This window comes from Arsukibacterium sp. UBA3155 (assembly GCA_002364615.1).
Classification (GTDB): Bacteria; Pseudomonadota; Gammaproteobacteria; order Enterobacterales; family Alteromonadaceae; genus Alishewanella.
Map to the genome: position 1 here is coordinate 16,662 of DEYP01000028.1, position 18,567 is coordinate 35,228.

The window sequence follows — 18,567 nt, forward strand, 5'->3', positions numbered from 1 at the left end:
TGGTTAATCTTCGCCATAACCAAGGCTACGAAGCGCTCGCTCGTCGTCAGCCCAACCTGACTTCACCTTAACCCATACCTGTAAAAATACCGGTTGCTCCAGCATGGCGGCCATATCCAGCCTGGCTTCAGTGGCAATGGTTTTTATCCGCTCACCTTTGTTACCAATAACCATTCGTTTCTGGCTTTCCCGCTCAACTAATACCAGCGCCGCAATATGGAAATGTTTCTCTTCCCATTTAAAGCGCTCAATTTCTACTGTTACAGAATATGGCAATTCATCGCCTAAAAAGCGCATTAGCTTCTCACGGACAATTTCGGCAGCCATAAAGCGCTGCGAGCGATCGGTAATGTAATCTTCCGGAAAAAAGAACTCACAAAGGGGTAAATGACGCTGCACCACTTTTCTCAGCGCCTCGACATTGTCGCCACTTTCTGCCGACAATGGCACCACATCGACAAAGTTAAGCTGACTACCCAGCTTCTGTAAGTGCGGCAATAGCTCCGACTTATCTTTGTATAAGTCGACTTTATTGACGACCAGCACCACCGGCTTTTGTGCCTGGATCAGTTTATTTAATACCATCTGATCGTCATCGTTCCAACGGGTTCCCTCCACGACAAAAAGCACCAGCTCAACATCGGCTATCGAGCTGGATGCCGCTTTATTCATCATCCTGTTAATGGCCCGCTTCTCTTCAATATGCAGGCCCGGGGTGTCGACATAAACCGTCTGATAGTTATCAACGGTATCGATACCGACAATGCGGTGGCGGGTTGTTTGTGGCTTTTTCGAGGTAATACTGACTTTCTGGCCAACCAGCTTATTTAACAAAGTAGATTTGCCGACATTAGGACGGCCCACTATCGCTACTAAACCGGCGTAGGTAGTTGGCGCTGCATGAGGCGTTGGCACGACGTTATCGTTCATTTTTAATCTGTTCCAAAGCCGCGTTTGCGGCATCTTGTTCGGCTTTACGCCGCGAGCTGCCTGAGGCAGTAATGGGCGCAATACCAGGAACAGTACAACGCACCGTAAAGGTTTGCTGGTGTGCTTCGCCGGTGGTGGCAATAACATCATATACCGGCAACGCTAAACGCAGGCCTTGCAAATATTCCTGCAAGCGGGTTTTTGAATCTTTTTGTTCACCCGGCGCAATCTGTGACAGACGCTCTGCAAACCAGACATTAATTCGTTCGCGGCAAGCGTCCATGCCGCTGTCTAAAAAGATAGCACCTAAAATGGCTTCCAGCGCATCCGCCAGAATGGATTCGCGGCGGTGGCCGCCACTTTTTAATTCGCCGGGCCCAAGCCGCAAATACTGGGCAATTGCCAGCTCCTGTGCAATTTCGGCCAGGGTTACCCCTTTTACCAGCGCTGAGCGCATTCGGGTTAAGTCACCTTCGCGGGTTTGTGGAAACTGGTCAAACAGCATCTGGGCGATAATCAGCCCTAACACGGCATCGCCTAAAAACTCCAGCCGTTCGTTATGTTTGCCTTTGCAGCTGCGGTGGGTTAAAGCCTGCTCCAGCAACTGGGGTTGCTGGAACTGATACCCCAGTTTAATCATTAATGGTTTAACAGGTTGAAGCATCAGCGCACCTTATTCAATTTTACCCAGGCGCTCAAACCTTACGCCAACCGGCACCCAGCCAGGTAACCAGCTGTCGGGGTCTTCACTGAACTCAAAACTCATCCAGATAAACACAGCCTTACCCACCAGGTTGTCGGCTGGCACAAAGCCCCAGAACCTGCTGTCCCGGCTGTTATCCCGGTTATCGCCTAATACAAAATAGTGACCTTGCGGCACCACAAATTCGTCAATGGCCGTGCCTTGTTGCTGATGGTATTGTCCGGGCTGTTCGCGCACGCCGGGCGTCACCAGAATATGGTGACCATTCTCTCCCAATGCCTCGTGATAGCGCCGTTGTTGCATGCGGCCCTGAAAGAACTGAGCATCCGGAATATGAGTCAGGGTAACCCGCTCCAGTGAGCCACAACCGCTGGATTGCTCAGGCTGACAGGCTTTGTCGATATACAACTGTTTATCCCGGTAGATAATCCGATCACCCGGCAAACCGACAATCCGCTTGATAAAATCGACTGTGGGCTGCTCCGGATATTTAAATACCGCGACATCACCGTGCTGTGGCAACTTATTGTGATAAAGCGTCTTGCGCCATACCGGGTCTTTCACGTCGTAGGAAAACTTTTCTACCAGAATAAAATCACCCACCAGCAGGGTCGGCATCATTGAGCCGGAAGGAATTTGAAAAGGTTCGAATAAAAAAGAGCGAAACAGGGTGATAGCAGCGATCACCGGAAAGATCGACTTTGCGGTTTCCACTATTGCCGGCTCTTTTAGCAGGGTATCGCTACTTGCTTCGGGCAGTTGATTCCCAGCACCACTTTGCGCCAATATCAAGCGCTCCCGGCGTTTGGGGGCGAGTACCAGCGCATCCAGCAGCCAAATGAGGCCACTGGTCAGGGTGAGTATCACTAACAAGATTGCAAAATAACCGGCCATGCGTTTCCCTTTTACTTACCTATTATTACTTACCGACTTTTAAAATGGCCAGGAAGGCCTCTTGCGGTACTTCAACATTACCCACCTGTTTCATCCGCTTCTTACCTTCTTTTTGTTTCTGCAGCAGTTTTTTCTTGCGGCTGACATCACCACCGTAACATTTCGCCAGTACGTTTTTACGCATTTGCTTAATGGTGGTCCTGGCAATAACATGGTTGCCGATAGCTGCCTGAATGGCAATATCGAACATTTGCCGTGGGATCAACTCTTTTAGTTTGTCGGCCAGCTGCCGGCCGCGTCCCTGGGCAAAGTCGATATGACTGATAATGGCCAGCGCATCAACCCGCTCGCCGTTAATCAGGATATCTACCCGTTGCATATTTGAGGTTTGAAAGCGTTTAAACGCGTAGTCCAGAGAGGCATAACCGCGGCTGGTCGATTTTAAACGATCGAAGAAATCCATCACGACTTCGGCCATTGGCAATTCGTAGGTTAACGCGACCTGGCGACCGTGGTACAACATATTCGTTTGCACGCCACGCTTTTCAATACACAAGGTAATTACATTACCCACATATTCCTGCGGTACCAGAATATGCGCTTCAACAATCGGCTCGCGTATTTCGTCAATATCGTTTACCGCCGGCAAATCGCTGGGGTTGTCGACCATGACTTTTTCGCCATCTTTTTTAATCACTTCGTACACCACAGTAGGTGCCGTCGTAATCAGATCCAAATCGTACTCACGCTCCAGTCGTTCCTGAATGATTTCCATGTGCAACATGCCAAGGAAACCAATTCTGAAACCAAAGCCCAGTGCACCGGAGTTTTCCGGCTCATAAAATAATGACGAGTCGTTCAGACTGAGTTTAGCCAGGGCATCACGAAAGTCTTCATAGTCGTCAGAGGATACCGGAAATACCCCGGCATAAACCTGAGGTTTAATCCGTTTGAAGCCAGGTAAGGGCTTCTCGGCGCTGTTTTTCGATAAGGTCAGGGTATCGCCCACCGGTGCGCCTTTAATTTCTTTAATGCCGGCGATAACAAAACCAACTTCACCGGTGTTCAGCTCGCCGGTGTGGGTGGCTTTGGGGCTGAATATCCCTACTTTATCAACTTCATATACCTGGCCGGTCGACATTACTTTAATTTTGTCTTTGGTTTTTATCGAGCCGTGCTTTACCCGTACCAGCGACACCACGCCCTGATAGGCATCAAACCAGGAGTCGATTATAAGGGCCTGGGTCGGTAAGTCCCGCTCACCCTCTGGCGGTGGGATTTTCTTAACGATGGTTTCCAGTACATCTTTGATGCCAAAGCCGGTTTTGGCAGAGCATTGCACCGCCCCCAGCGCTTCGATACCAATAATGTCTTCAATTTCCTCTGCAACCCGCTCAGGTTCTGCCTGAGGTAAGTCGATTTTATTTAATACCGGGATAACTTCAAGGTTCATGTCCAGTGCGGTATAACAGTTGGCGACGGTTTGTGCTTCTACGCCCTGCCCGGCATCAACCACCAGCAATGCGCCCTCACAGGCTGCCAGAGAGCGGCTTACCTCATACGTAAAATCGACGTGTCCCGGCGTATCGATAAAGTTCAGCTGGTAGGTGTTACCATCATCAGCCGTGTAATTAAGGGTAACGCTTTGCGCTTTGATAGTAATACCGCGCTCACGCTCCAGATCCATTGAATCCAGAACCTGTTGCTGCATTTCCCGATCGGAAAGGCCACCGCAATATTGAATAAGCCGGTCAGACAGGGTTGATTTACCATGGTCAATATGAGCGATGACGGAGAAATTTCTGATGTTATTAAGTTTTGCCATGTTATCCGCAAATGTCCGAAATATACTGGAGGTACTGACAATAAGCTCAGGTGCACCGGTTAACGATGCGGCTATTCTCAGACCGATGCTGTAAAAAAATTAGCGGGAATTGTACTCTATCCGCAGGCAGCTTGCTATGTGTTCTTCACGCAAGACTCAGGACAGTTGCCGGACGTTGATCTCTGGTAGCACGTTAACAATACTTAATTGTTGCTGCCCTGCCATTCTGGCGCCGTAATACCGGGCCAGCAGTAAACCGCCGCCTGCACCGGTTGCCGCAGCCAGCATCACCCAGCCCTCTGTGGCCTGCCAGCCCAGATGCGCCAGCAACGCGCTAACAAGCATCATCACCAGGGGCAACAGGTAGACCAATAATGCGGCAGTAACCAGTTGCTCACCAGGCGTTGCTACCGTAACCCGCTCGCCGGGTAACAGTGCCAGGTCAGTTGCCACAAAAAAACGCGTTTGTCTGGGCGTCAGGGTTTTTGCGACGATGCCGGTACCACAGTCGTTGCTGACCTGGCAGGCATTACAGGTTGTTACCGGCGTTGTGCCAAGCCATACCCCTTGTTTTTCTACCGCAAGTACGGTGGCTATCTGTTCAATCATCTGGCGACCATCATCCGGGGATCATTATTTGGGTTTGATTATTTGGGTTTCGTTATTTGTGCACTGTTTGCACAGTATTTGTACAGCACCTGTGCAGCATCGCGCTGCGCTTAGCGCACCGCCGCGGCAATACGCTCTGCCACATTAATGCTGACCGGACCAATCACCGTGATGTCATGCTCGGGGGCACTTAGCATGTAAATGGTCGTCGCACCATCGCGATACGCCTGAGTGGGCATCCGCTGGGTGGGCTGTACAAAAACAGATACCTGATGCACCCCATCGCTCAGCAGCCAGTAATTAAGCAAGTTTTGCTGCAATTGCGGCACAATATGCGGATCGGTAACTAACTGATAGCCTGCCGGCAGCCAGCTAAGCTGAAGCTTATTAGGGTTTAACGTTGCTCCTGGCTGACGGGCGGTGGGCTCGGGCAGTTCGGTGTTCAGCAACCGTTGCAAATTATCCGGCAGCTCAGGGGTAATTTGCATATGGGTAACCAACCAGCGCTCCAACGGTGTCTGTTGCTCTGACATCACATCAATTCGTAGCGGAAAGCCAGACTCCACCTCAATCCATAACCAGTAGCTATGCCGGCCAGGGTCATTCGCACTGAGCCTGAGCAGCTGGGCCGTATGGCCGGACATAACAGAGCTGCTACCTAACACTGCCGTGTACAACTTACGAATTTGCTGAGATTCCTGAAATAAAATGGCGGGAAGTTCTTTAATGCTGTCACTGGTTGTAACTAACGCAGGCCGGTCAGTTAGAAAGTAATATACCACATTGTCACGGCGCAGAATGTCGACGCCATCTGCGTCAAGCGGCACCAGATGTTCAATTTCTTTATCGTCCTGACGACCATGCTGCCAGCGGAAAGTTTCTACTTTGCTGCCTTTAAATACCACAAACGAGCTGTCAAAATTATATTGCGTTACGCTTTGCTGAACCCGGTCAAACAGGGTCCAGCCAGGCTCGTCGGCGTGCAGCACACTGCTGCAGAATAACAACAACGTGCACCACAGCCATACTACTTTACTCATATTACTGCTCGTTATCCTGCTCGTTTTGCTGCTCAGTTTTCGCGTGTTGCTGCTCAGTTACCCGAACTTGCTGGCGATGTGCCTGTAACAATGCCTGCAACCGGCGTTGCTGCTCCTGCATTGCCTGCTGTTCCTGTTCAGCGAAACGGCTGTCAACCGTAGTAGAACTGAGACTGACCGGCGTAGCAAAACCGCCAATCGGGTTGGTTTGCAGCACCGGGCTGGGCAGCATTAAATCCTGACCTGCAGGTTGCTGGTATTGCTGCACGCCCAATACTGCAAACAACGCCACTGAGGCTGCAACAGCACCTTGTGCTGCGGGCTTAAGCCAGCTGCCATTTGCGGCGGCACTAAGGCCAGCGCCAACTTTTTGCAGCAGCGTGCGACTGTGACTTAACTGATAAGTCGGCTCGTCTTGCAACAAGGCGGCGATGTCAGCTGCGAAATCGGTAGGCAATGGCGCTGCATTTTCGCGACGAAATACAGCTGCAGCTAATTGGTATCTCTCTAGCTTTTGTTGCAATTCTGGCTGTTGCAACAAAAGATCGAGCTCAGTGTTGCTAAGCTGCCTGTTATCGCTGGCGGCTGAGAGCCAATCCTGATTATCTGACGACATAATTTTTCCTGTCTGCTTGCTGTTTATTATCCGATTTAGCCTGATAATTTAGCCAATCAATGGTTTAAGCTGAATATCTATTGCTTCACGCGCCCGGAAAATCCGGCTGCGTACGGTGCCGATAGGGCACGCCATCACTTCTGCTATTTCCTCGTAACTCAATCCTTCAAGCTCTCTGAGTGTAATTGCGGTACGAAGTTCATCCGGTAATTTATCAATCGTGTTAAATACCACGGCCCGAATTTCTTCAGACAAGAGTAAACGCTCTGGCGAATCCTGTTCTTTTAAGGCATCGCTTCCTTCAAAATACTCAGCATCTTCGGCATCCACATCGGTGGCGGGTGGCTTACGGCCATTCGACACCAAATAGTTTTTAGCACTGTTTACTGCAATTCGGTACAACCAGGTATAAAAAGCACTTTCGCCCCGAAACCCTGGCATTGCCCGATACGCTTTGATAAAGGCTTCCTGGGCAACATCTGCCACATCTCCGTGGTTAGAGACATAGCGAGAGATTAAGTTCGCAATCCGGTGCTGATATTTCTTCACCAACAGATTAAATGCGGCTTTATCACCTTGCTGGACCCGCTGGACAATTTGCCAATCTAATTCTTGCTCGCTCATTCTGTGAGCCTGTCCCCTGTAATACGTAATAGGTTGTCGATGTTGCATGGCCCTTGTCTGGCGTCGAGGCTCTGACCATGCCAACAATAAATAGTTCTGTTTATTATGCCAAAACCGCTACAATAAGCTGATCCAACAGCCCTGCTGTCGGGTAATTGCAGCGGTAACTCCAAGGTTACCCTGATATTGAGGCTTAACTGGGGCAAGTGTATCGCATGACACGACAAAATGAATATCATTGTGACGTTTTAATTATTGGCAGCGGAGCCGCAGGATTATCTTTAGCGTTGCAGTTAGCGGATCATGCCAGGGTATTAGTGTTAAGCAAAGGCCCGCTGCGCGAAGGGTCTACCCTGTATGCCCAGGGCGGTATCGCCGCAGTATTTGATGAAAATGACAGTATTGCCTCCCATGTTAACGATACACTTATCGCCGGTGCCGGTTTATGTGATGAGACCACCGTGCAATATACCGCCGAACATGCCAAAGAGGCCATGCAATGGCTGATAGCGCAAGGCGTACCCTTTGATCAGTATCAGGATACTGACGGCAGTTTAAAATACCACCTGACGCGCGAAGGCGGCCACAGCCACCGGCGTATATTACATGCCGCCGATGCAACCGGTCAGGCAGTACAAATAACGCTGGTAGACCAGGTTAAACAACACCCGAATATTCAGCTGCTGGAAAATTACAATGCGATCGATTTGATTAATGGCGCAAAAATTGGTTTAGATGCTAAACGCTGTTATGGCGCTTATGTCTGGAATAAAACCCGCGCAAAAGTAGAAACTATTAAAGCCCATTTTGTCGCACTGGCTACCGGTGGCGCCAGTAAAGTCTACTTGTATACCAGCAACCCGGACGTGGCCAGTGGTGACGGTATCGCTATGGCCTGGCGCGCCGGGTGCCGGGTTGCCAATATGGAGTTTAATCAGTTTCACCCCACCAGCTTGTATCACCCTGATGCCCCGAACTTTCTGATTTCAGAGGCCATGCGAGGTGAAGGCGCGTTTCTGCGCCGGCCAGATGGCAGCCGGTTTATGCCTGAATTTGATGAGCGCGCCGAACTGGCTCCACGCGATATTGTGGCCCGGGCCATCGACTATGAAATGAAGCGGCTTGGTGCTAATTGTCTGTACCTTGATATTAGTCATCAGCCAAAAGACTTTATTATTGAGCATTTCCCGACAATTTATGCCAAATGTTTAAGTGTTGGCATTGATATCAGCCGCCAGCCTATCCCGGTGGTACCGGCGGCGCATTACACCTGTGGCGGCGTGTTAACTAACCTTGATGGCCAGACTGACTTACAAAACCTGTATGCCATTGGTGAAGTTGCCTATACCGGTTTACATGGCGCCAACCGGATGGCCAGCAATTCGCTGCTCGAATGTGTCGTATTTGCTCAGGCGTCTGCCAAACATATTTTAAGCCAGTTGCCGGCTGCGGCGCATTATGCCGATATTGCGCCCTGGGATGAAAGCCGGGTAAGTGATTCTGATGAAGAAATTGTTATTACCCATAACTGGCACGAGCTCAGGCTGTTTATGTGGGACTATGTTGGTATTGTCCGTACCAATAAACGACTGGAGCGCGCGTTGCACCGGGTTGAATTATTACAGTCTGAAATTCACGATTATTACAGTCATTTCCGGCTCAGTCACAACTTACTCGAATTGCGTAATCTGGCCCAGGTGGCAGAGCTGATCATTCGTTGCGCCATGGCACGCAAAGAAAGCCGCGGTTTGCACTACAATCTGGATTACCCTGAATTACTCAGCAACAGTGAACCGACAGTACTGCTGCCTAAGACTTAGCAACATTGCTGCCGCCGTTGGTTTAGTTGTCAGATGGCGTGATCGCGGCGCGCTGCCAGTTAAACTGATTAAGCTGTCGCGCCAGCGCCCGGTAATCGGCTGCAGTTAGCTGGTCGGCCAGCAACCATTGCAGATGCAACTGTGCATGCTGACATTGCCAGCGCACCAACACGCCGAACTCACTGACCAGACAGCCTTCTCTTAGCTGACCGCCAGGCAGCTTGCTGTGCCACCACTGTAACTGGCCATCCGGTTGTAAGCTTAACCCGGTCGCTACCCGGGGTTGCCGGTAACAGCGAATACCATACCAATACACGACAAACAGTAGCGGCGCTGCCAGCCCTACCGCAACCCCCGGCAGAGGCTGCAATACAAACAGCAAGAAAACCATAACCGCCAGCGCCAGTATACCGCGCTGGCGCCAGACTGAGTTGCCAATGACGACATTACACCCGGACACGGTCAAGGATAACGTTAATCAAGGCTTGCAGTGCCGGATCGCTCGATTTGGCGTGGCCCATAAACCACGCAAACAAATCCGGGTCATCTGCGGCCAGTAAGCGCTCAAAATCCCGTTTTTGCTGTAACGACAACGCATCGTAGCCATCTTCGACAAAGGGCGCCAGCAACACGTCCAACTCCAGCATGCCGCGCCGGCACGCCCAGCGCAGACGTGGTTTAATCATTAACTCAGTCATTCAAATTCCTTAATGCCAGATACAGTGATAAAGATAACGGCATTTGCACAAAACTGCCGTTGTGGGGTTGAGCTTTTAAATGCTGCCCCAATGTTACAACTATCTACGCTTTGGTGATACTTCTGGTGATATAAACAATGCATACATCCTGGTTAACCGCAAAGAGTTACGGCCAATTATCCAATCAGGTTCAGGGGGCATTTATTGCGCCGTTGCCCGCGTTTGACATTGTCAGAGTCAGTGGGGCAGATAACCGCAAATATTTACAAAGCCAGACCACCTGTGACATTGACCAGCTCGATGATACGCATTTTTTGCGCGGCGCCCATTGCGATGCCAAAGGCAAAACCTGGTCGGTGTTCCACCTGTTGCAGCAAGGCGACGAGCTGTTAGCCATCGCGTTTCGGGATGAATTAAACGCCTCGGTAAACCAGTGGCGCAAATTTGGGGTGTTTTCTAAAGTAAACTTTACTGCGGGCCACGACGACTATGCCGTGTTGGGAATTGGCGGCGATGAAGCACACACCCTGGTAAACCAGCTTGGCTTTAAATTGCCCGGCGGCAATGGTAGGCTTAGCCGCCATGAGGGTGGCATGGTGCTGCAGTTAGCAGAACAGCATTACATGCTGGTCCTTCCCAAAAATAATGCCATAGCGTTGCTGGAACAAGCGTATCCGCTGGCAGCGCCAACACTCTGGCTAAAGCAGCACATTCTGCAAGGCCTGTGCTATCTGGAACAGCCGCTGATTGGCGAATTTGTACCGCAAATGCTTAATTTGCAAGCAGTTTCAGCCATTAGTTTTACCAAAGGCTGTTATCTGGGTCAGGAAACAGTGGCCCGAATGAAATATCTCGGCCGCAATAAGCGGGCCGCCTGGATTTTGCAGGCACAGACCGACGAAGCACCTGCAGCCGGATGTGATATCGAACAACAATTCAACGACAACTGGCGCCGGGTGGGCCAGGTTATTAACGCAGTCAATATCAATAACCAGCTTTGGTTAATTGCCGTACTGCCTAATGATATAACACCGGCAGACTCGTTACGGTTAAAGTCAGACAGTGCACCGGCACTGCAGTTGCTGCCGTTACCTTATCCCTTAAGTTAAAGAGGTTTTCATGACCATTTCACAAGACAAAGTCGTCGCCATGCATTACACCGTTACCGACCCGGAAGGTAACAAACTGGATTCATCTGCTGATGGCGAGCCTTTGGTATTTTTGTTTGGCCATGGCGCGTTAATTCCCGGTCTGGAACAGGCTCTGGCCGGTAAAGCGGTCGGTGACAGCTTTACTGCAACAATTGCGCCTGCTGACGCCTACGGTGAACGCCATGATCAACTGGTGCAGTCGGTGCCTAAAAACATGTTTGAAGGCATGGAAGTCGCGCCAGGTATGCGTTTTCGGGCTGCCGGCCCAGATGGTCGGGAGCAATCTGTGATTATTCTTGATGTGACCGAAGAAGAAGTGGTGGTAGATGGTAATCACCCCTTGTCAGGTATTGAACTGAAGTTCGAGGTTGAAGTGCTGAAAGTACGTGACGCCACGGCAGAAGAATTAGCGCATGGCCATGTTCATGGCATTGAAGGCGACGAGAGTCATTAATGTTATAACATTAATGCAGTTAGCAACAAAACCGCAGCTTTGATTGCGGTTTTGTCATTTCTGGAAGCGACGAAAACCTTGACAGAAGCGACAAAGCACCCTATTTTGACCGCTTGTTTTGTTTTTAACCATTGTAAAAGCTGTTATATCAGATGAAAGATCGCATTATTATCTCGGTATCGAGCATCAATGGTACCCGCCACTTTAGTATCAGCAAGCTATTTAAACGCAATGCCGTTATTAGCTTATGGTTAATATTATTTACCGTGATTATTACGGCAGCCCTCATCGATTATTTGCTAAAAACGGTTGATCATACCAAAAGCCAGCAGCAGGAATTAGCAGTACAGGCTGAACAGCTGGCGTTAGAAATTACCCAGCTAAGCCAGACCCGGGAACAACTGCAGCAGGAACTGGCTATTAAGCAGGATGAAATGCTGCAGGTTAGCAACCGGCTGGGAGAGATTGAACTGACGCTGGGACTGGAGCAGGAGTTTCCACAGGATCTTGAGGCCAGACTCGATACCGCTACGGTAAACTCCAGTGCTAAAATGGCAATGTTACAACTGGTACCCAATGGTTCACCGCTGGAATTTCGCCGTCGCTCTTCCCGCTTTGGCGTGCGTACCCACCCTATAATGGGTAAGCAGCAACATCATAATGGTATTGATTTATCAGCCAATCGCGGCACCCCTATTTATGCCCCCGCCGATGGCGTTGTCGAAGTCGTGCGCCCAAGCAAAAATGGCTATGGCAATTTACTTAAAATCCGCCACGCTTTTGGGTTTTCTACTTTATATGCTCATCTGGACGAGTTTAAAGTTGCTAATGGCCTGTTTGTTCATAAAGGACAACTGATTGCCACTTCAGGCAATACCGGTAACTCTACGGCGCCGCATTTACATTACGAAATTCACTTTTTAGACCGGTCACTTAACCCGCAGAGCTTTATGGATTGGGACGCGAATAATTTTGACCTGGTATTTGAAAAAGAACGGAGCATTAAATGGGATTCTTTAGTAACGATGCTGCAAACCAAAGCAAGCACACAACTACAACTGTCATCGCTGCGGGATGCTCAATTATCGGAAGCCTCAGACTAAGTTGCGATATGCAGGTTGATGGTTACGTCGAAGGCGTGATCACCAGCGAAAAAACGTTAATCATCAGTGCAGCCGGTCGGGTAAAAGCGCAAGTTACTGCTGATAAAGTGATCATTAACGGCTTGTTTGACGGTGAGCTGTTTGCCAATACGGTAGAAATTCTGCCTCAGGGTAAAGCCCTGGGTATTATTCACAGTGACGATTTGTGCATTGAGCGCGGCGGCAGCTTTATTGGCGAAACTCATCGTACGTCGCAGGATCAAGTGGTTAGCCTGACCAAACCTGAGCAACAGGATGCAACCGACGCCGATAACCGGATTGAAAATAAGGCCTAACGACAAAACGTCAACATGCTTTAATGACATCTGCTATAATGCCGCCCCCTTGCAGGCGGCGTCCTGTTTTTTAGTTACAGGATTTCATTGTGTCTGATCACGCTTTTAGTCAATTAGCCTTGCCTACGCCTTTACTTGAATGTTTAACCAGCCTGGAATATCACCAGATGACCGCGGTGCAGGCGCAAAGTTTGCCGGCAATATTAGACGGCAAAGACGTGATAGCGCAGGCAAAAACCGGCTCCGGCAAAACCGCAGCCTTTGCGCTGGGGCTGCTGGCTAAACTGGATGTAAAGCGCTACCGGATCCAGACTCTGGTACTGTGCCCTACCCGCGAACTGGCAGAGCAGGTTGCCGCTGAAATTCGTAAGCTTGCCCGTAATATTCATAATATTAAAGTACTGACGCTATGTGGTGGCGTGCCCAGTCGCAGCCAGATTGTCTCACTGGAACACGGCGCACATATTATTGTTGGCACGCCGGGCCGGGTACTGGATCATCTGCAGCAGCAACGGCTCAATTTAACTGAATTAACCACCCTTGTTCTGGACGAAGCAGACCGGATGCTGGAGATGGGCTTTGCTGATGCGCTAAATGCGATTCTGGCAGACGTTCCGATTAAGCGCCAAACCCTGTTATTCAGTGCCACTTTCGATAAAGCGGTCCGCCAGATAGCCGACAGTATAATGCAAAGCCCGGTAACCGTTACCGTAGCAAGCCCACATACCCAAACCAGTATTGAACAGCAGTTCTATCAACTGGACGGCAAAAAACGCAGCGATGCCGTTAAACTGTTGCTACACAAGTTTGTGCCCGCCAGCACAGTGGTATTTTGTAATACCAAGCGGGAAACCCAGGAACTGGCTGATACTTTAAAACTGGCTGGAGTCAGTGTAATGGCCCTGCACGGCGACTTAGAGCAGCGCGATCGCGAGCATGCATTGCTTAAGTTCAGTAACAATAGTGTTAGCGTGCTGGTGGCCACTGATGTTGCCGCCCGCGGCCTGGATATCGAAAAACTGGATTTAGTAATTAACTACCAGCTGGCCCATGATGTCGCGACTCATACTCACCGGATTGGCCGTACAGGCCGCGCTGGCAACAGCGGCCTGGCTTGCTCATTGCTAAGCCCGGATGATGGCAGCAAGCTTAGTGCCCTGGCCTCGCAACTCGATTTGGAAATAGACGCACTGCCGCTGCCCGACGCCTCGGTATTGTTACAAACTTTACCAGAGCCTGCGATGCAAACGCTGCAAATCGATGGTGGCAAAAAGCATAAACTACGGCCGGGTGATATTGTCGGCGCACTGACCAGCAGCAGCCAGATTGTGTTTGCCGATATTGGTAAAATACAGATGTTAGACACCGTCGCTTTTGTTGCCGTTAGCCGTAAGGTGGCAAAACAGGCGTTGGCCCTACTGAATGATGGCAAAATGAAGGGTAAAAAGTACCGGGTATGGCGTTTATAACCGACTTACCAACGAAGTAGCGTAGTCTGTGAGCACCGCTTAAAGTTGATGTTTTAGCCTTATGATTTGCGCTTGTCGCCAGCTTTTCTCAAACTGGCAACAAGCGAAAACGCTCACAGCTGCAGTTAGCCCAGGCTTAGCGCGTCAGCGGTTCTGCCTGTAACAAGGTATTAATCCAGCGCTCTTCCGTAATAAAATTCCAGTGCCAGTTTTTCCATTGCTCGCCCAGCCCCGCGGCTACGATTTGCTCGTTGCTTAAGCCTTTCGCCTGCTGCTGCTCTACCTGCGCCAGGGTGGCTAACATCATTTGATGAAAACGTTGTAAACCTGCTTTATCGGTCAACTCGCCATGACCTGGTACCACTTTGGTTTTATCATCTATCTGATTGATAACATAGGCTACATTGGCAATATAGCCGCGAACCGAACCGCCGTTATTTAAATCAATAAACGGAAAACGTCCTTCAAATAGCATGTCTCCCATATGCACCACGTTTTTACCTTCAAACCAGACAATAATATCGCCGTCAGTATGACTCGGTGGCAGATATTCCAGACGAAGCTGCTGGCCATTCATATTCAAACTAAGTTGCTTAGTAAAGGTTTCCGTAGGTAAACCAGCGCGGGGGAATGCCGCATCGGCGCTAAGCCGCTTTAACACATTCGCGTGCGCAATTATCCGCTTTGGCATTAACGCGCTGTTGCCATTGACATGATCGCCATGCATATGGGTATTAATCAGGGTACCAAGCGCTTTACCGCTGCTAAGTTCTGTCAGCTTAGCGTTAATTTTATCTGCCAGCTCAGCATACTGAGCATCAATTAATATCACTTCATTATCAGTAACCAGCGCCGCCATATTGCCACCAGAGCCGGTTAGCATATACAGGTTATCAGCCAGCGGTGTGGCGTTAATCTCGACGTTGGCAAACCGGTTAGCTAATGCAGGTAAACTTAAAAACAGCAGCAGGAGCAGCGTGAGGGGTTGTAACCTTAACATTGTAATTATCCTTATCGTATTTCAGTTTAAGCAATTGCAGGCTGCCACGGTTGTCGCAGCCTGCTTTATGTAACAGCTTAACCTATACGCGAGGATCTTCCATTCAGATGATTTTATTATCCTGCCAGAATTTTTCTTTATCCAGGCGTTTTTGTCTTTTCTCACAGGGTTTATCGCAATCACAGGCTTTGGCAATATTGAGCTCACCAAGGCCCCCACAGCTGCCTGCCAGCGTTTTTCGCTGTACAACAAAGCCGATGGCCATGGCTAACACCACCACCAGGAACAGCCCAAAGGTAAAAAGAAAAACAGCCATGACTTACCTCTCCTCATCAACTAAATAGGGTTTAAACGCTTCGCTTACCAGCTCGGTAAAACCATCGTCAGTTTTTACGATAAGCAGCGCAGCCAGCTGGTGCTGATTGGCAAACTGCAGCGCTTCTTCTGCATTCATGATGTGTAGTGCAGTAGCATAACCATCTGCCGTCATGCTGCTGGGGTGAATAACCGTGCTCGATACCGTCCGGTGCGCAATAGGCTCGGCGGTACGCGGATCAATTAAGTGCGAGTAACGAACACCATCCTGCTCGAAGTAATTGCGGTAATCGCCCGAAGTCGCTACCGCCATATTGCCAGGTGCCAGAATTCTTTGCATAGCACGTTGGCCTGTTACCGGCTTTTCTATTGCCACCAGCCAGGCACGGTCCGGTTTGCTGCCACTTACCCGCATTTCACCGCCAATATCCACCAGATAATCGGTCACACCGCTCGATTCAAGAATTTCTGCCAGGCGATCCACGCCATAGCCTTTGGCGATAGTGGATAAATCCAGCGCCACACGGCCATCCGTTTTTATTAACTCCTGTTCGCTCAGACTGATTTTATCTAAGCCGACGAAGTCCTGTATGGCATCAAGCGCTTGTGGCGCTGGCCTCTCGTTAATCCGGCCATTGGCACCAAAGCCCCATTTCTCGACCAGAGGCCCGACCGTAATATCCAGCACGCCATTGGTTTGTTCACCAATTCTTATTGCTTCGGCAATGACTTTGGCGGTTTGTTCACTCAGCATGAAAGGTTCTGTAGTCTGCTGCTGGTTAAAGCGCATCAACTCTGACGCTGGCCGGTAAGTCGACATTAAGTCGTTTATCAGCTCCAGCTCCTGTTCTATCTGCTGCTGTAATGCGTGTTGAGCAACCGGCGTGTTACTGAAAAACTTAACACTATAGGTAGTCCCCATGGTGTTGCCTTGTAATACCTGCTCTTGCGGTAACGTTGTCTGAGGGCTACAGCCCGCCAACCATAAGCTTATGGCCAACAACCAGATAAACGAAAAAGGAGAAACGCGTTGCATCATCTGTTCTGACAGCCTTCTAATAACATAAAGGGGCAACGCAAAACGTTACCCCTTTTAATTTAACTACGCTGATGGTGACTTAGCCACCAAAATCATCAAGCAGAATATTGTCGTCTTCTACACCAAGATCTTTAAGCATATTAATGACAGCTTTATTCATCATTGGCGGGCCACACATATAAAACTCACAGTCTTCCGGAGCTTTATGTTTTTTCAGATAGTTTTCATAAATAACATTATGAATAAATCCAGTGTAGCCATCCCAGTTATCTTCCGGCTGCGGATCAGATAAGGCAACATGCCATTCAAAATTATCATTCTCGGCCGCCAGCATGTCGAAATCTTCTACATAGAACATTTCACGCTTAGAGCGGGCACCGTACCAAAAGCTGATTTTCCGTTTTGATTTCAGACGACGCAGCTGGTCAAACAGGTGCGAACGCATTGGCGCCATACCAGCACCGCCACCAATAAACACCATTTCTGCTTCAGTCTCTTTGGCAAAGAACTCACCGAATGGACCGGAGATGGTTACTTTGTCGCCTTCTTTCAGGCTCCAGATGTACGATGACATCTTACCGCACGGCAAGCTCAGGTTATTTGGCGGTGGCGTAGCGATCCGTACGTTCAGCATAATAATGCCTTCTTCGTCCGGATAGTTAGCCATGGAATAGGCACGGATAGTCTCATCATCCACTTTCGATTCCAGACTGAAGAAATTAAAACGTTCCCAGTCACCACGGAATTTCTCCGGGACATCAAAATCTTTGTATTTAACATGGTGAGCCGGTGCTTCAATCTGGATATAACCACCCGCACGGAACGGCACAGATTCACCATCCGGAATAGCCATCTTCAGCTCTTTAATAAAGGTTGCTTTGTTATCGTTAGAAATAACTTCACAATCCCATTTCTTAATTCCAAAGATTTCCTCTTCGACCTCGATTTCCATATCTGATTTAACGGCAACCTGACAGGATAAACGACAGCCTTCGCGTGCTTCGCCTTTAGTAATATGGCCCATTTCAGTCGGCAGTATTTCACCACCACCTGACTTAATATGCACCCGGCACTGGCCACAAGAACCGCCGCCGCCACAGGCTGATGATAAGAAAATACCATTATCTGCCAGTGCGCCTAATAATTTGCCACCCGCTTTGGTTTTAATGGCTTTATCAGGGTCGTGATTAATACTAATCGTAATGTCGCCACTGGCCACCAACTTAGATTTTGCTGCCAGGATAATAAACACCAGCATCAAAACCACTATGGTGAACATGCCAACGCCAAGATAGATCTCTTGCATTGTATTTTCCCTCTACTGCTTTACAGTGAAACGCCAGAGAAAGACATAAAGCCTAATCCCATTAAACCCACTACCAGAAAGGTAGACCCTAAGCCACGTAAGCCAGCAGGGATATCCGCATACTTTAACTTCTCGCGAATACCTGCCAGCAAGGTAATAGCCAGCGCCCAACCAACACCGCTGCCCAAACCAAATACCACGCTTTCGCCAAAGTTGTAATCGCGTTCAACCATAAAGGCTACCGCACCGAAAATGGCGCAGTTTACGGTTATTAACGGCAGGAATATACCCAATGCGTTGTACAGTGCCGGGAAAAACTTATCCAGAATCATTTCCAGAATTTGTACCAGCGCGGCAATGACCCCGATGTAGGTTAAGAAACCCAGAAAGCTTAAATCTGCTTCCGGGAAACCAGCCCACTCCAGTGCACCAGGTGCAAGTAACACATTGTAAACCAGGTTATTTACCGGCACTGAAATACCCAGTACTACAATAACCGCTACCCCCAAACCAAACGCTGTTTTAATTTTTTGCGACACAGCCAGGAAGGTACACATTCCAAGGAAGAACGATAACGCCAGGTTCTCAATAAAGACCGCGCGTACAAACAAACTTACATAATGTTCCATGTAATGC

The 18,567-nt window shown here is 49.3% G+C and carries 21 protein-coding genes; 6 read left to right on the forward strand and 15 right to left on the reverse strand.

Annotated elements, in window-relative coordinates; all coding sequences use genetic code 11:
- Positions 1 to 3: 3 nt before the first annotated feature.
- From era to rpoE, 8 genes are all read right to left on the reverse strand, one after another.
- Positions 4 to 930: a GTPase Era gene (gene era, locus B2X65_RS15225; protein ID WP_290614036.1), complete on the reverse strand. Its 927-nt coding sequence runs from the start codon at positions 928 to 930 to the stop codon at positions 4 to 6.
- Positions 920 to 1,594, reverse strand: a complete 675-nt coding sequence (gene rnc, locus B2X65_RS15230; protein WP_290614038.1) for a ribonuclease III — start codon at positions 1,592 to 1,594, stop codon at positions 920 to 922. The genes era and rnc overlap by 11 nt, the downstream gene beginning before the upstream one ends.
- Before the next feature lie 9 nt (positions 1,595 to 1,603).
- Positions 1,604 to 2,527 (reverse strand): signal peptidase I, encoded by a 924-nt coding sequence (gene lepB, locus B2X65_RS15235; protein ID WP_290614040.1) that lies wholly within the window; start codon positions 2,525 to 2,527, stop codon positions 1,604 to 1,606.
- 25 nt (positions 2,528 to 2,552) lie between these two features.
- Positions 2,553 to 4,352: a translation elongation factor 4 gene (gene lepA, locus B2X65_RS15240; protein ID WP_290614042.1), complete on the reverse strand. Its 1,800-nt coding sequence runs from the start codon at positions 4,350 to 4,352 to the stop codon at positions 2,553 to 2,555.
- Between the two features lie 156 nt (positions 4,353 to 4,508).
- Complete coding sequence (locus B2X65_RS15245) at positions 4,509 to 4,961, reverse strand: SoxR reducing system RseC family protein (protein WP_290614044.1); 453 nt, start codon at positions 4,959 to 4,961, stop codon at positions 4,509 to 4,511.
- A gap of 110 nt (positions 4,962 to 5,071) precedes the next feature.
- Positions 5,072 to 6,001, reverse strand: coding sequence for a MucB/RseB C-terminal domain-containing protein (locus B2X65_RS15250; protein ID WP_290614046.1), 930 nt, complete (start codon positions 5,999 to 6,001; stop codon positions 5,072 to 5,074).
- 1 nt (position 6,002) lies between these two features.
- Positions 6,003 to 6,617, reverse strand: a complete 615-nt coding sequence (locus B2X65_RS15255) for a sigma-E factor negative regulatory protein (protein ID WP_290614048.1) — start codon at positions 6,615 to 6,617, stop codon at positions 6,003 to 6,005.
- A gap of 48 nt (positions 6,618 to 6,665) precedes the next feature.
- The gene (gene rpoE / locus B2X65_RS15260) at positions 6,666 to 7,241 is read right to left on the reverse strand and encodes an RNA polymerase sigma factor RpoE (RefSeq protein ID WP_290614050.1); all 576 of its coding nucleotides are present in this window, start codon (positions 7,239 to 7,241) and stop codon (positions 6,666 to 6,668) included.
- A gap of 215 nt (positions 7,242 to 7,456) precedes the next feature.
- On the opposite strand from rpoE, the gene nadB reads away from it, so the two are divergent.
- Entirely contained in the window at positions 7,457 to 9,061 is a 1,605-nt protein-coding gene (gene nadB, locus B2X65_RS15265) for an L-aspartate oxidase (RefSeq protein WP_290614052.1), read from the forward strand.
- A 22-nt stretch (positions 9,062 to 9,083) separates the two neighbouring features.
- Here nadB and B2X65_RS15270 read toward each other — a convergent pair whose 3' ends face one another.
- The gene (locus B2X65_RS15270; RefSeq protein ID WP_290614054.1) at positions 9,084 to 9,521 is read right to left on the reverse strand and encodes a protein YgfX; all 438 of its coding nucleotides are present in this window, start codon (positions 9,519 to 9,521) and stop codon (positions 9,084 to 9,086) included.
- On the reverse strand, positions 9,508 to 9,759 hold the full coding sequence (locus B2X65_RS15275) for a succinate dehydrogenase assembly factor 2 (RefSeq protein WP_290614056.1): 252 nt from the start codon (positions 9,757 to 9,759) through the stop codon (positions 9,508 to 9,510). The genes B2X65_RS15270 and B2X65_RS15275 overlap by 14 nt, the downstream gene beginning before the upstream one ends.
- Before the next feature lie 137 nt (positions 9,760 to 9,896).
- Between B2X65_RS15275 and ygfZ the strand changes: the two genes are divergently transcribed.
- The 5 genes from ygfZ to dbpA all read left to right on the forward strand — a co-directional run bounded on the left by ygfZ (position 9,897) and on the right by dbpA (position 14,271).
- Positions 9,897 to 10,868: a tRNA-modifying protein YgfZ gene (ygfZ, locus tag B2X65_RS15280; RefSeq protein ID WP_290614058.1), complete on the forward strand. Its 972-nt coding sequence runs from the start codon at positions 9,897 to 9,899 to the stop codon at positions 10,866 to 10,868.
- A 10-nt stretch (positions 10,869 to 10,878) separates the two neighbouring features.
- Positions 10,879 to 11,364 (forward strand): FKBP-type peptidyl-prolyl cis-trans isomerase, encoded by a 486-nt coding sequence (locus tag B2X65_RS15285; protein WP_290614060.1) that lies wholly within the window; start codon positions 10,879 to 10,881, stop codon positions 11,362 to 11,364.
- Positions 11,365 to 11,516: 152 nt separating this feature from the next.
- Positions 11,517 to 12,467, forward strand: a complete 951-nt coding sequence (locus B2X65_RS15290; RefSeq protein ID WP_290614062.1) for a M23 family metallopeptidase — start codon at positions 11,517 to 11,519, stop codon at positions 12,465 to 12,467.
- Positions 12,468 to 12,475: 8 nt separating this feature from the next.
- Entirely contained in the window at positions 12,476 to 12,802 is a 327-nt protein-coding gene (locus B2X65_RS15295) for a bactofilin family protein (protein WP_290614064.1), read from the forward strand.
- An 89-nt stretch (positions 12,803 to 12,891) separates the two neighbouring features.
- Positions 12,892 to 14,271 carry an ATP-dependent RNA helicase DbpA gene (gene dbpA / locus B2X65_RS15300; protein ID WP_290614066.1) on the forward strand — a complete coding sequence of 460 codons (1,380 nt, stop codon included), beginning with the start codon at positions 12,892 to 12,894 and terminating at the stop codon, positions 14,269 to 14,271.
- A gap of 136 nt (positions 14,272 to 14,407) precedes the next feature.
- Here the strand turns inward: dbpA and B2X65_RS15305 are convergent, their stop codons facing one another.
- From B2X65_RS15305 to nqrE, 5 genes are all read right to left on the reverse strand, one after another.
- Positions 14,408 to 15,271 (reverse strand): MBL fold metallo-hydrolase, encoded by an 864-nt coding sequence (locus B2X65_RS15305; RefSeq protein WP_290614068.1) that lies wholly within the window; start codon positions 15,269 to 15,271, stop codon positions 14,408 to 14,410.
- 103 nt (positions 15,272 to 15,374) lie between these two features.
- Positions 15,375 to 15,587: a (Na+)-NQR maturation NqrM gene (gene nqrM / locus B2X65_RS15310; protein ID WP_290614070.1), complete on the reverse strand. Its 213-nt coding sequence runs from the start codon at positions 15,585 to 15,587 to the stop codon at positions 15,375 to 15,377.
- Positions 15,588 to 15,590: 3 nt separating this feature from the next.
- Entirely contained in the window at positions 15,591 to 16,625 is a 1,035-nt protein-coding gene (locus B2X65_RS15315) for an FAD:protein FMN transferase (RefSeq protein WP_290614072.1), read from the reverse strand.
- 79 nt (positions 16,626 to 16,704) lie between these two features.
- Entirely contained in the window at positions 16,705 to 17,931 is a 1,227-nt protein-coding gene (nqrF, locus tag B2X65_RS15320) for an NADH:ubiquinone reductase (Na(+)-transporting) subunit F (protein ID WP_290614074.1), read from the reverse strand.
- Between the two features lie 20 nt (positions 17,932 to 17,951).
- Positions 17,952 to 18,560 (reverse strand): NADH:ubiquinone reductase (Na(+)-transporting) subunit E, encoded by a 609-nt coding sequence (gene nqrE, locus B2X65_RS15325; RefSeq protein ID WP_290614076.1) that lies wholly within the window; start codon positions 18,558 to 18,560, stop codon positions 17,952 to 17,954.
- Positions 18,561 to 18,567 lie beyond the last annotated feature (7 nt).